Source organism: Chenggangzhangella methanolivorans (assembly GCF_019797865.1).
GTDB lineage: Bacteria > Pseudomonadota > Alphaproteobacteria > Rhizobiales > Methylopilaceae > Methylopila > Methylopila methanolivorans.
The window spans coordinates 2,060,891-2,073,663 of the sequence record NZ_CP081869.1; the positions used below are offsets into that span (position 1 = coordinate 2,060,891).

Consider the following 12,773-nt stretch of genomic DNA (forward strand, 5'->3'; position numbering starts at 1 on the left):
GCTCGGCTCAACCAATAGAGAATGTTCTGCGCGGTCTGGCGCTCAAGGCTTAGCTCGGCAAACCCATTCTCTAGAAAACTGGTCCAGCGGGATGGCGTGCTTGACCGAGAACCTGCCCAGATGGCTGAGAGCCCCGTCGACTTCGTGGCCGTCGGCGAACGTGAAATACCCGGAAGCGTACGGGCTGATCGGACGGGGAAAACTCGTGAGCGCGCGCTTGAGCATCGATCGATCGATGTGGCCGACAGGCTCATAGAAGAAGATCTTGTCCGGCGCCGCGGCCACGCGAAGCCAGTTCGACGTCAGGCGTTCGGGTTCGTCCTTCAGAGGGATCGCACCGCGCCTGCGGAAGATCTCCCAGTTCGGATGGACGCGGGGACCGTCCGCACGCTTTGGCGCGCGCTGGCGTTTGAGGGTAGTCAAGAGCGACTGCAGGCCTTCGCCCCATCCCCGAACGAAGTCGACGTGAACTGCGTCGCCGAGCCCATGGACCTTCTTGTAGGGCTCAAGACGCAGTGGAATGACGAACCGCTTGTCGCCGAGCTCCTCGGCGAGTTCCACAGCGACGGAGAGATCGTCCTGTATGTCGCTGGACGCCAGCGACGCGTCGCGGCAAAGAACCAGAACCTTGCTCGCGCGATTGCGCAGGGCCTGCGTTCGCTCCTTTCGCCACCGGTCGCCGGGCTCCAGAGTGAGAATGTCGGCGAAGACGTTGTAGCCTTCCGCCTCGAGCTTGGGCGCCAGCCACAATGCGAACTCGTCGTCCTGGCTTGTCTTGGCGAGGAACAGGACGTCGCGCGCCACAGCGGGGCGGGACTTGTCCGCAGCCTCCGGGGCGGGAGCTTTCGCGGCGATGAGATCCGCAAGCGGTTTCGGGACCTGCCTGGAGGTCGCGACGCCCTCGCTGACCGCTTCCGCGATGAGCGTCTGCAAAACGCCGCCGCGGACGGACCAGAGCTTCGGATGGGCCTTCTCGACGTCGGGAAAGGCGCGAAGCAGCCCATTCAGATCGTCGGCGCCGAAAATGTCGCGCTCGCTTTGCAGCGATGGACCGATGATCTCCCGGAGTGCTTTCTTGTTGGATGGCGTCAGTCCCTGGGAGGTGGTCAGCACGTATCGTTGGGGCGCGAGCCGGTCGATCGACGCGCGCTCCTTGCGCATGGTGCGTTTCAGATCGCTGAATGACGACCGTTCTAGGTGCTTGGCCTGCAGGATGGTCGTGTTCGACCCGACGGAGTGCCGCCCGTCGATCCCGCCGTCGGGGCCCGGTGTGAACCCCTCGAACCGGGCTTCGAGCGCGCAGCCGATCAGGTCTCGACTCAGCTCCTCGAAATCAGTCGCTGACAGATTCGCGAAGCTATGAGCCATAGACGCATGATAGGATGCGCGCCCCGATTGCGGTCAAGCAGACGGAGCCATCACCGATCGAACGTCAGTGGGTTTGTTGCGGGATGCCGCCCAGGACTGTCGATGGGCGATTGTTCGCCAGTAGAACGCAGGCGACTCAAAGCGGCTCGGGGCCAAGAACGGCCATTGACGCTTCCCCCGATTGCGGACGCTTACCTCAGACTTGGACTCGGAGACCGGCAAGCCGACTAGGTCGGCGAGCCAAACGGATCAAGCCCGCTAATTCCATTCGTCTCACGGTAGACGCAGTGGCCTCTCCGGTGCAGCCTCAGAGCGGCGCGAGATCTAGCAGGACGGTGGGGACAAGCTCTGAAACCGTCGGATGAACCGGCACCGACCAACGCAGCGCTTCGATCGGCTGGTCGGCGTTCATCATGTTCAGGACGCCGTGGATGGCCTCGTCGCCGCCCGTTCCCAGTATCGCCGCGCCGAGGATGCGCCGGGTGTCGGCGTCGGCCACCACCTTCATGAACCCTTGCGTCTCGCCCTTCTCGACCGCACGACCGACGCGCGACATGGGTCGCTTCGAATGAAGCAGCCGTCTCCCGCTCTTTTGCGCCTCCGCGTCCGTCATTCCCACACGCGCGAGCGGCGGATCGATGTAGAGCGCATAGCCCGGAAGGCGTTGGCTGACCCGACGATCTTCGCCGTCGAGGAGGTTCGCGGCGACGATTTCGAAGTCGTTGTAGGCCGTGTGAGTGAAGGCGCCGCGACCATTGCAGTCGCCGAGCGCCCAGATCCCGGGCGCGCTGGTCTCCAACCTGTCGTCGACGGTGATGTAGCCGCGTGCGTCGACAACGACGCCTGCGGCTTCCAGTCCGAGGTCGTCTGTGTTCGGACGCCGCCCGACCGCCATAAGGACATGACTGGCTACGATCGGCTGCGATCCCTCGGCGCAATCCACGCGCACCTCGACATCGTCACCGCTGCGAGCAAATCCGATGCAGTCCGCGCCTGTGCGGATCGAGATCCCTTCAGCCTCGAGGATGTCACGCACGGCCTCGGACACGTCGGCGTCCTCCCGCCCGATGAGGCGGTCCATCCGCTCGACAACCGTGACCTCTGAGCCGAAGCGACGGTACATCTGGGCGAACTCAAGCCCGATGTAGCTTCCGCCGATGACGACGAGATGCCTTGGCAGCATGTCGAGCGCCACCATGTCGGTGTTGGTGAGGATGGGGACCTGATCAATTCCGGGCATGTCCGGCGTCACAGCGCGACCGCCGACATTGATGAAGATCCGCGGCGCCGTCAGTCGCTCGCCATTGACGGCGACGATATTTGGACCCTCGAAGCGCGCATGGCCGCGGATCAGCTCAACGTCGGCCATGCCGGCCAGCCAACTCTCATTGGACGACCGTGAGCCGCGGATGACCTGGTCCGCCCGAGCCGCCACCTTCTTCATGTCGATCTCGATCGGCTCGGCCACGTTGAAGCCGTAGTCCTGGCCGCGCCGCGCGGTGTGAACGGCGTAGGCGCTGGCGACGAGCGTCTTTGTCGGCTTGCAGCCGGTGTTCACGCAGGTGCCGCCAACAAGGTGGCGCTCTATGATGGCGACCGACAGACCGGCCTGGTTCAGCCGGCCAGCGAGCGAGGGACCCGCCTGGCCGGCCCCGATGATGATCGCGTCGAAACTACGCATCTTGAGGCTACCTTGTTGATTGAGGCATGACGCTGAAGCGTTGACGGGTTCAGACGACGCTGAGACGGACGTCGATGTTGCCACGCGTGGCGTTGGAGTAGGGACAGTTCTGGTGAGCTGCCTCCGCCAGTCGCTGAGCGTCGTCGCGCTCCATACCCGGGAGCAAAACCAATAGCTCGACGTCCAGGCCAAAGCCGCCATTGGGGCTTAATCCGATGCCCACCGATGCGGTGACTGTGGCATCCGCGGTCGCCTGGAGGCCAAGCTGGCGAGCGGCGAACTTCAATGCGCCGAGGAAGCAAGCGGCATATCCCGACGCGAACAGTTGCTCGGGGTTGGTCCCCTCGCCACCGGGCCCGCCGAGTTCCTTCGGCGTGGACAGCTTCAGATCGAGCTTGCCGTCTTCAGTACGGGTGTATCCGTCACGCCCTCCGCTCGCGGTGGCGGCGGTGCGATACTTGACGTCGACTGTCATGATCCATTCCTTTTTCGTAGTCGCAGGTCATTCCTGCGGAGGTCGTGATTTTGGGGCCGCTTAGGCCAATCCGGCCTTGCGTTGGCGTGCGTTGCTCACGGTCAACGAGACCGCCGAAACCAGGAAGTAGAAGGCGCCGAAGGCGGCGTAGGGCGCGATGTCGGCGATGCTGGCGGGCTTGGTGCCGCTCGCCTGGACAAGCATGAACGCCCCGGCGAGACTCGACTGGGCGCCGCAAAACCATCGCCCACTGGGCGCCCATCCGCCAACGACGCACGCCGGTGAGCAACTGGAACAGCCCTGAGAGGATCGCCCAGACGCCGAACACGGCCAGCACCTCGTTAGGCCCGAAGCCGAGGGCGACGGCCACCGCGAGCGTCGTGACGGCGCTCGCCGCCACGTTCAGGCTCTGGCTGCGATTGGCGCTGAGACCGCCGTTACGCCGGGCGTCGACCAGATTGGCGATCGCGTCCCAGGCCGGATAGGCGACAAGGAGCGCCGCGGCGGCGAGCGGCGTCTGGCGGCCGACCGCGAGGGCGGCCGCCACCCACGCGATCGAGAACGCCGCGCGGGCGAAGGAGTAGTTTCTGAGCCAGCGCGAAGCAGCGAGGCGGTCGGGCTGGCGCATCATCTCAATGGTCATGGAAGCTCTCACGATTGTGGCGTCCGAGATCGGACGATCCGACCCATATCGGTCGGTGCCGAAGCGCCTGGACGGCGCGGTTGTCTGACTTTGAAGCGACGTGATATCAGGCTGATAGTCGCCGTCTTCGCCCCGTAAGTTGCGGCGTCAGGGGCTTTCCAGCCATGGCCGATTCACTGGAAAACTTGATCGTTCGTCCAGAACCCGACACGTCAGCGGCGGCGTCGGCCGATCTGCTGTCGAGCGTGCTGTCCCAGATTCGGCTCACGGGCGACCATGTGTTCGCCCGCGCGCTCGCCCCGGGAGAGCAGTTGCCGATGAGCGACGGTGAAGCGCATGTCGTGGTCGTAACGAAGGGCGGCGTGCGTCTGGAGGGCGGCGATCAAGCGCCCTCACGGATCGACGTCGGCGACCTCGTGCTGCTGTCCCATGGCCCCGGCGACAGGACGCTTTCGGCTGCCGACGGTTCGGCCGAGATCGTGGTCTGCCGCTTCTGGTTCGATCCGGACAGCCTGCGCGGCATGGTCTTCGCGCTGCCGGCCTGTATTCATCTCAGTCATGCCGAGGCCGCCGACTGGATCGACGGCATCGTTCATTTCATGATGATCGAGGCCGACGACGTGCAGCCGGGATCAGGCTTGATGATTTCGCGGCTGATCGACCTCGTGGTGATCCGCGTGCTGCGAACCTGGGTTCAGCTCGGCCGCGCGTCAGGATGGCTTGGCGGACTGTCCGACGCGCGCATCGCGCGCTGCCTGAAGATGATCCACGCCGAGCCGATGCGGCGCTGGAGCGTCGCGACGCTTTCCGAGGCCGCCGGCATGTCGCGATCGAACTTCTGCGACCGCTTCGCCGCGCTCGTCGGCCGCTCCCCGCTGCGCTACCAGAACGAATGGCGCCTCGGCCTCGCCCGGCGCATGCTGGCCGAGCCCGACGCGCGGGCCGGAGAGGTCGGCCTGCGCATCGGCTACGCGTCCGAGGCCGCCTTCAGTCGGGCTTACAAGGACATCTTCGGCCACTCGCCGCGAAACGCCCCGAAGTCCGGCGGCGCCGCATGAGGTGGCGTCAGGCCGCCTCTTAAAAACCATACGGGCGCCTGCAGAGCGCGCCAGCCAGGGCGGCGGACAAGACGATGATCTTGCCCGCCCACGCGCCCCGTCAGCCGGCGTTCGTGTTTGCGTCCCAGCGCGCGTAGGGGTCGTCCAGCGGCGCGGGCCGCGTCCCGCCTTTGCGTTCGTCGAGCACACCACCCTTTTCGGCACGCTCAACCACAGGCTTCGCATGGCGGCCGGCGTGATCGGCGCTTGCGGTGTTGGCCGAATGAACGTCACGCCGGGATCAGGCCGTCGTGGGGCGCTGCGAAGGCTGCAGTTGGGGCCGCAATAGCAAGCGCGACGGCCAAGGCCTTGATCAGTGAGATTTTCATTGTCTTGTCTCCATCGATCCAAAACGATCGTAATAATTAGACAGTATTATCGGCGCTTTATTCCTGCACTCTACAATTTTTTATTCAAATCTCGACGACGTTAAATTTTGTCGGCCTGACGGCGCGCTTCATTCGCGATCGGGTGCAGGACCGACGGGGCGATATCTCCAGTCAGGCTATAGCCCATGCTGTTCTGGGCCCAGGCGAAGCCCGCGACGCCGTCAGCGCTTTGATCCGACATCGGAACGAACTGCTCCCGCATTGGCCGCATCAGCATGACAAGCCGGGATCCTCGGTCGTCGTCGTACATCAGCATCGCGGCCGGCCCATGCGTGGTCGCCACGATGCGGCCGCCCATAAAACGATAGCCCGACGATGTCAGGTCGGGGACCGTGACGGGGCGCTTGAGGCGGTTTGAAATCCAGCTCAGCAGGCCCTCGCTGTCACCGGCCTCGACCTCGACTGGTCTGCTATGGTCGGACGCGTAGGTCGCAAAGCTTGCGGAAGCCTCCTGCGCGAGCGCCACGACGCCGACCAGGCGCGGTTCGAACGCTCCACGGCCATACCAGCCGGCTCCGGCGCCAACGACCAGCATCGCGACCGCGGCCGCCATCGAAGCCCATCCCGGATACGCCGAAGCCTTTCGCCGATCAGCGATCAGGCGAGCCACGCTGAGCTCTACCGGCACCGTTTCGTGAGCGATCGGCCCGAAAGCCGCCTGCAATTCCGCGCGATGGGCGACGAACTCCGCGACGCGTCGCGCGACGTCAGGTTGGCCTTCGAGATAGGCCTCAACCTCGGCGCGGCGGCCGGCGTCGAGTTCGCCGTCCACATAGGCTTGGAGGTCGTCCTCCAGAATGGGACGGACGGCCGTCATATTACCCTCCTCAGATGCGGGGCCGATCTATGCGCCGCTTGGCCCCCAGAATCGGCTTTAAGCAACGTGGCGAGCCGCTCTCTTCCGCGCGACAGACGCGACATGACGGTGCCCACAGGCACGGCCAGCACCTTCGCGGTCTGCGCATAGGACAGCCCTTCCACCGACACGAGCAGGATCACGCTGCGCTGGTCGTCCGGCAGTTGGGCCAGCGCGTTGACCAGTTCGCGATGGCGCAGACCGTTCTCTTGCGGAGCGTCGCGCGCGAAGGCCGATGGGTCGGCTTCTTCCAGCGAGATATGCTCGCCTCTTCGACGGGCCTGCGTGAAACTGTTCATCGCGAGGTTGTGGAGAATGGTGAACAGCCAAGATTTGACGTCGCCGTCGGCCCTCCGCTGGCCCCATGCCGAAATCGCGCGTTCAAGACTGTCCTGAACGAGATCATCGGCGGCGGTCGAATTATGGAGCAGCGCCCTCGCATAGCGTCGCAACGCCGGAATGACCGGCTCGATTAGTACGAGCATGTCTTGCATGATTGGTGTCAGCTTTGGGTGTTGTGCGGGACGCGCCTGCGGAGCGACAGCGAGGCAATGCTGCCGAATACCCGTCACGCAGGATCATTCCGTGAAGCATTGCTGCAGCGATGTGCGACAGCTTATGGCACGGGCGAAAATTGGTGGGCTTAAGCCGCGAAGCCCCCGTCGATCGTATGCATAGAGCCCGTAATGCCGCGTGCTTGAGGGCCGGCGAGATAGAGCGTGAGGCTTGCGACCTCGTCAGGCGCGCCATAGCGCTTGATCGACATCGGGCCGAGCATGGACGCTGCTCGCGGACCCTCGGCCGGGTTCATATCGGTGTCGGTCGGGCCGGGCTGGACCACGTTCACCGTGATGTTGCGCGGGCCCATGTCGCGCGACAGCCCACGAGCCATGCCCTGCACCGCCGCCTTGGTCATCACATAGGCCGACAACCCGGCGAACGGCATGCTGTCGGCAGTGTCGGACCCAATGACGATGATACGCCCGCCATCGGGCATCAGGCGCGAAGCTTCGACACACCCGAAATAGGCCCCGTTGACGTTGACGTTGATCATCCGCTCGACGTCGCCGGCGGCGAGCGTCAGCGGATCGCCGTACACGAGCAAGCCGGCGTTATAGACAAAGATGTCGATCGGTCCGGCGTCGCGGATCGCCGCGACGAGTTCTTTGCGCTCGCTGGCGTCCGCCCGAAGCGCCTGCGCGCCGGTTTCGGCGGCGAGTTGAGCTGCGGTAGCGACCGACGAAGCGTAAGTGAACGTGACTGTCGCGCCCTCTGACGAGAAGCGCCGCACGATCGCCGCGCCTATGCCACGGCTACCCGCCGACGACGAATACCTTGCGATCAGAAAAGCTCATCGCGAAAAACCTTCGATGTGAAAGAAGCTGATTTGCGGATGCCAATCTGCGGCCGGGCTCTACCCGGACCATTCAGAGCGGCAAGCCGATGCTGCGAGACACGACAGCGTCGGTGAAGCGAGGGACGTCCGTCATCACAGCCTCGGTCTCGGTGGATGCGAGCGCAGTGCGCAGCGCGGCCTCATCGCGAAACCGATAGATTCCCACGGAGACATCTGCGGCGTCGGCGTCGCGAGGGAAGAAGGCGCTGGCGCTTTCCAGTCCATGTTGCGCCCAGCATGCGAGCGCCAGTGGCAAGTGAACATCGACGTAATAGTCGCGATCGAAATATGTCCCGCCGCTGCATGTCACGATAAGTGTTGTGCTTGTCATGGACTAGTATTTGATCCCATGAAATGCAGCTTTCAATTTACAAACTTGAACGCTCTCCGTTCATTTGTGTGGGCCATGAAGTTGCGGCGTTCGGTTCGATCGATTGAAACGCGCCTGACGACCGACGCTCGACACCGTGAGCGTTTGCGCCCGACCTCAACCTGACGCGTCGGGCTGCGGCCGCTCCGTCTGGTTTTGCGCGGTCGCCAGATGATCGGTCGCCATAGTGATGAACGCCCGCAACCGCTGAAGACGTCTGATGTCCTTGTGATACCCCATCCAAATGTCGCGCGATGGCGGCTCGGTCGGCAGGTTGAGCCTGCGCAGATCGGCCATTTGATCGCCCACCACCCGCGGCAGGACGGCGATGCCGATGCCCTGGCTGCACATGCGGCTCTGAACGTTACGATTGTTCGAGCGAAGAACCGTCATCGCTTTCGGGAAGCTCTCTTGAAGCCAGGCGATATCCGGGAACTGGCCTGTCGACGTGTCATGAGTGATCAGCCTGAACCCCTCTCCGTAGCCGTATTCGGGGTCGGGTAGGCGCGCCGCCACGTAGGCTCCATAAGCCAGACGAACGAGCCGGCGCTGCACGATGTCGGGACCATCGAACGGGACGATCCGAAAGGCGATATCAGCCTCCCGCTGCGCGAGGCTGAACAGGCGTGTGCCCGTCAGGATTTCGACGTCGACGTGCGGATACGCCTTCGCATAATCCTTGATGATTGGCGGCAGAACGTACGCTCCGAACCAGTCGGCGGAGGATATGCGCAAGGTGCCCTGGAGCTCCTGCTCCTGGCCTGCGAGCCGCCGTTCGATGGCCAGCGCGCCGTCCTCCATCTGCTCCGCCAAAGCGATAACGGCGGCGCCTTCCTCCGTTGGAATGAAGCCGTCGACTGTTCTTTGAAACAGCGTATGGCCGGTAGCCTGTTCGAGCGCGCGAAGTCGGCGTCCGACCGTGGGGTGGCTTAGGTGAAGAGCGCGCGCGGCTGCCCCCAACGTGCCAGTGCGGGCAACCGCCAGGAAGATTCTGACATCGCTCCATTCCATCGCGCACCCCCACAAAAACGAACGAAAAATGTACGATACTGTCAGTTATCGAACGATTTCAATCGGCACATGTCTCCTCATCCCGAGACTTGGGTCCGGACCAAGCCCATCGCGTTGGGTCGCCCGGCCCCACTTCAGAAGCTGAAGGAGAACATGATGAAGACCTGGCTGATTACCGGCTGCTCGTCCGGCCTGGGCCAACGGCTTGCTGAAGCCGTCGCCGCGCGCGGCGACAGGCTTGTCGCCACCGCTCGTTCCACCGATAGCCTGCTGCCCCTGTCCGAGCGATATCCCGAGACGGTGCGTAGCATCTCGCTCGACGTAACCCGCGCGGGCGACGCCGCGAAGGCGGTGGCATTGGCCAAGCGCGCGTTCGGTGGGTTGGACGTGCTCGTCAATAATGCCGGCTTCGGCTTCATTGGCGCGATCGAGGAGGCGGAGCCCGACGAATACCGGCCGATGTTCGAGGCAAACGTCTTCGGCCTAATCGAGACGACCCGAGCCGCGCTTCCCGCGCTCCGCGAACGTCCAGGCGCCCGTCTCGTCAATCTCTCGTCGGGGGCGGGAATAGCCGGCTCTGCAGGCTTCGGCTTCTACAACGCAACCAAATTCGCCGTGGAAGGCCTCTCAGAGGCGCTCGCGCAGGAGCTTGCCCCTCTGGGCCTGAAGGTGATCATCGTCGAGCCTGGCCCCTTCCGCACCGAGTTCTTGGGCCGCTCGATGGCGACCGCCGCGCGCGAGATCGACGCATACGCGGAGACCGTAAGGGCGAGGCGACGCTATCGCGAGACCAACGACGGTCGGCAGGCGGGCGATCCGGACAAGGCCGTAGCTGTCATGCTGCAAGCGATCGACGCCGAGCATCCGCCGCTGCACCTTCCGATCGGGCCGCGCGCTCACGCGATTGCGGAGCGAAAGCTGGACGCATTCCGAGCTGACATCGCCGCCTGGCGCGACATATCCATCGCGACCGATTTCGGCGCTCCAACCTAGACGCTTCGACCTAATCAGGATGACTGTCACCTGCGGCAGCTCTGCCGACAGGCTGATAGCTTCCATCACACTGGTCGGCTCAACCGTACTTCCGGGAGTGCTAGAGCGAGTTACACGTTTTCATATAAACGTGTCGCTCGCCGCGCTCTCGGCTGCGCACTCTGGAATGAAGCGTCATGCCGATTTTCGTGATGACAGAAATCGATGCGGCATTACTTGGGTAAACCTGGGCCAGAATGCGCGGCAGACCGAGCGTCTTAAAGCCGTGGTCAAGTTGGCCCAGCCCGATCTCGGTCGCATAGCCGTGGCCCCAGGCTTCCCGACGCAGAACGAAGCCAAGTTCGTAATCTAGCTGATCAAGCGCGCTGCAAGATATTAAGCCTGCGAAGCCGATGAGAGACCCCGTCCCGCGCTCCACTAACATACCGAGCTTCTTACCGGATTGATCATGATCGAAATTAGCTTCAAAGAATTCTCTGGACTGCATTAATTGCAGAGCATGGCCAGAGAAAACTCGTCCCATGACGACTGGATCAGATAGCACGTGTTCGTGCAGATCCTGAAAATCGTGAGGGGACGGGCTCCGAAGCACAAGCCGCGCAGTCGTTAAGATGTTCATAGACGGACATTAAAGCGGCTATGTGGAAAGTCGCAAAGAGTCGCCATGGGTCGCCATATCTTCTGGAGGCCGGCGTCTGCCGCCGACCTCCCTGTTCGCTGCCCTTAGCCGAGCTCGAGCGGCACCTGCGGGGTTGATGGTTCGAAGGTCTCACTCGGCGACCGGAACTGCTCCACCGTCATCCAGATTGGGACACGAGGAAGTAGAAGGCGCCGAAGGCCACGTAGGGCGCGATGTCCGCGACGCCCGGTATGGCTGCGTCGGCCGCGTGCTTCAGTAGGAGCCTGTGGGCAAGCTCTTCGCGCTGCCCGGTTGCATTCATCGCCGCGCCGAGGCCGCGGACTGGATCGACGGCGTGGTGCATCTGTTCAGACTTGCGCCTTGCTCAGTCCTCGTCCTGCCACCTGCGCAGATCCGTCTGATCGCGATAGGCCATCCGGTCAGGCGTGGTGATGAACTCCATCGTCGTGCCCCAGGGCATGCGGCCGTAGCAGACCCTGTTTCCCGACCCTTTCTCGGTCGCGTAGGGGATGGCGCGCGGCGCAGTGAAGGGTGTGCCTCCCGCCTTCTCGAAGCGTTCGACCGACGCGTCGATGTCGTCGGTGTAGACAGCGAAGTGCGTGATGCCGAAGTCGCTCGCCCGCACAGGCTCAGCTTGCTCGGGGCCATGCATTTCGAAGAGCTCGATGTCAGCTCCGGTTCCGATTTTGACCATCGCCTGCGCGCGCACGACCGTACCGGGATAGGCCCCGACGGCCCGCTCGAACTCGGGACCCTTCCGCGGCGGGTCCTGCGGTCCGAAGGACTGGTAGATCAGCTGGCCGCCGAAAGCTTCGACGAGAAACGATTTCGCCTGTTCGATGTCGGGCACCGTGATGCCGATGTGATTGACGCCGCGAATGACGGGGCTGGTCATGACATTTCCCTTTCTTGTTTGGTCGATCCATCGCGATCGCTGCGGCGCGTTTCACCGGCAACGTCGCGATCCCGCCGGAGCCACCGCGGCCCAGGCGCAGAGATTCAGTTGGCTTTGAGAAAATCGATGAGAGCGGCCGCGACTTCATGCGGCCGCTCGTCCGCGACATAGTGGCTGCACTGCGCGATCGAACCGCCTCTCACGTTAGAGGCGAACTCCTCGAGCATCGGCACCATATGCGGGCCGAACCGTTGGTCCCCGCCGAGGCCAAGCACCGGCATCTCAAGCGGCTGCTTCTTGTACTCAAGCGCAGCCGCATGATCGGCTTCGAGCGTGCGATACCATTCCATCCCGCCGCGGATGCGGCCCGGAAGAGCCATCGCTTTGGCGTAGATTTCTATGTTGGCCGGATCGAATGCGCTGTGATCGTAGAACCGCTCGGCCATGAAGGTCGATACATAGTCATATTCACGCCCGTGGATCAGGCGCTCAGGCAGATCCCGGTTCATATGGAAGCTGAAGTGCCAGAGCCTGGAGGTCGTCGCCTCCCATCCGCTCCATCCGGGAAGCGGCACATCGAGGACAGCAAGATGCGTGACAGCCTCTCGAAAGATGGCGGCTTGCGGCAACGCCACCATCCCACCGATGTCGTGTCCGCACACGGCGTAGCGCTCATGCCCGAGGGCGACCATGATTTCGTGCGCATCGCGCGCCATCGTCGCCTTGTCGTAGCCGTCGATCGGACAGTCGGAAAAGCCAGCGCCGCGTAGATCGATCGCCACAACGCTGAAATGCTCCGCCAGGAGCGGCATCACGTCGTGCCATTCCCACCATGTCTCCGGCCAACCGTGCAGCAAGAGTATCGGCGGTCCTGATCCGCCCGTAACGGCGTTGATCTTGATGCCGTTCACCGGCGCCAGTCGCTGGGTGAACCCCTTCAAAGTCGCGATCATGATCGC

General features: G+C 63.5%; 14 protein-coding genes and 1 pseudogene. 2 read left to right on the forward strand and 13 right to left on the reverse strand.

Annotated elements, in window-relative coordinates:
* Positions 1–42: 42 nt before the first annotated feature.
* The 4 genes and pseudogenes from K6K41_RS10740 to K6K41_RS10755 all read right to left on the reverse strand — a co-directional run bounded on the left by K6K41_RS10740 (position 43) and on the right by K6K41_RS10755 (position 4,167).
* Positions 43–1,368, reverse strand: a complete 1,326-nt coding sequence (locus tag K6K41_RS10740) for a toll/interleukin-1 receptor domain-containing protein (protein WP_261405029.1) — start codon at positions 1,366–1,368, stop codon at positions 43–45.
* Positions 1,369–1,675: 307 nt separating this feature from the next.
* Entirely contained in the window at positions 1,676–3,049 is a 1,374-nt protein-coding gene (locus K6K41_RS10745; RefSeq protein WP_261405030.1) for an FAD-containing oxidoreductase, read from the reverse strand.
* 49 nt (positions 3,050–3,098) lie between these two features.
* Positions 3,099–3,524, reverse strand: a complete 426-nt coding sequence (locus K6K41_RS10750) for an organic hydroperoxide resistance protein (RefSeq protein WP_261405031.1) — start codon at positions 3,522–3,524, stop codon at positions 3,099–3,101.
* Between the two features lie 60 nt (positions 3,525–3,584).
* Positions 3,585–4,167: pseudogene (locus K6K41_RS10755) on the reverse strand (DUF308 domain-containing protein).
* Between the two features lie 164 nt (positions 4,168–4,331).
* Between K6K41_RS10755 and K6K41_RS10760 the strand changes: the two are divergent.
* The gene (locus K6K41_RS10760; protein WP_261405032.1) at positions 4,332–5,225 is read left to right on the forward strand and encodes an AraC family transcriptional regulator; all 894 of its coding nucleotides are present in this window, start codon (positions 4,332–4,334) and stop codon (positions 5,223–5,225) included.
* Between the two features lie 468 nt (positions 5,226–5,693).
* Here the strand turns inward: K6K41_RS10760 and K6K41_RS10765 are convergent, their stop codons facing one another.
* The 5 genes from K6K41_RS10765 to K6K41_RS10785 all read right to left on the reverse strand — a co-directional run bounded on the left by K6K41_RS10765 (position 5,694) and on the right by K6K41_RS10785 (position 9,286).
* The gene (locus tag K6K41_RS10765) at positions 5,694–6,206 is read right to left on the reverse strand and encodes an anti-sigma factor family protein (protein WP_315855176.1); all 513 of its coding nucleotides are present in this window, start codon (positions 6,204–6,206) and stop codon (positions 5,694–5,696) included.
* A gap of 260 nt (positions 6,207–6,466) precedes the next feature.
* Positions 6,467–7,003, reverse strand: coding sequence for an RNA polymerase sigma factor (locus tag K6K41_RS10770; RefSeq protein ID WP_261405034.1), 537 nt, complete (start codon positions 7,001–7,003; stop codon positions 6,467–6,469).
* A gap of 149 nt (positions 7,004–7,152) precedes the next feature.
* Positions 7,153–7,800: an SDR family oxidoreductase gene (locus K6K41_RS10775; RefSeq protein ID WP_261405035.1), complete on the reverse strand. Its 648-nt coding sequence runs from the start codon at positions 7,798–7,800 to the stop codon at positions 7,153–7,155.
* A gap of 136 nt (positions 7,801–7,936) precedes the next feature.
* Entirely contained in the window at positions 7,937–8,215 is a 279-nt protein-coding gene (locus tag K6K41_RS10780; protein ID WP_261405036.1) for an EthD domain-containing protein, read from the reverse strand.
* A 177-nt stretch (positions 8,216–8,392) separates the two neighbouring features.
* Positions 8,393–9,286 (reverse strand): LysR family transcriptional regulator, encoded by an 894-nt coding sequence (locus K6K41_RS10785; protein WP_261405037.1) that lies wholly within the window; start codon positions 9,284–9,286, stop codon positions 8,393–8,395.
* A gap of 156 nt (positions 9,287–9,442) precedes the next feature.
* Here K6K41_RS10785 and K6K41_RS10790 point away from each other — a divergent pair, with 156 nt between their 5' ends.
* Positions 9,443–10,279: an oxidoreductase gene (locus tag K6K41_RS10790; RefSeq protein ID WP_261405038.1), complete on the forward strand. Its 837-nt coding sequence runs from the start codon at positions 9,443–9,445 to the stop codon at positions 10,277–10,279.
* A 100-nt stretch (positions 10,280–10,379) separates the two neighbouring features.
* Here K6K41_RS10790 and K6K41_RS10795 read toward each other — a convergent pair whose 3' ends face one another.
* The 4 genes from K6K41_RS10795 to K6K41_RS10810 all read right to left on the reverse strand — a co-directional run bounded on the left by K6K41_RS10795 (position 10,380) and on the right by K6K41_RS10810 (position 12,767).
* Positions 10,380–10,898 (reverse strand): GNAT family N-acetyltransferase, encoded by a 519-nt coding sequence (locus K6K41_RS10795; RefSeq protein WP_261405039.1) that lies wholly within the window; start codon positions 10,896–10,898, stop codon positions 10,380–10,382.
* A 178-nt stretch (positions 10,899–11,076) separates the two neighbouring features.
* Complete coding sequence (locus K6K41_RS10800) at positions 11,077–11,262, reverse strand: hypothetical protein (protein WP_261405916.1); 186 nt, start codon at positions 11,260–11,262, stop codon at positions 11,077–11,079.
* Positions 11,263–11,283: 21 nt separating this feature from the next.
* The gene (locus K6K41_RS10805) at positions 11,284–11,814 is read right to left on the reverse strand and encodes a VOC family protein (RefSeq protein WP_261405040.1); all 531 of its coding nucleotides are present in this window, start codon (positions 11,812–11,814) and stop codon (positions 11,284–11,286) included.
* A gap of 104 nt (positions 11,815–11,918) precedes the next feature.
* A complete protein-coding gene (locus K6K41_RS10810) occupies positions 11,919–12,767 on the reverse strand; it encodes an alpha/beta fold hydrolase (RefSeq protein WP_261405041.1) in 849 nt (282 codons plus the stop codon).
* Positions 12,768–12,773: the final 6 nt, after the last annotated feature.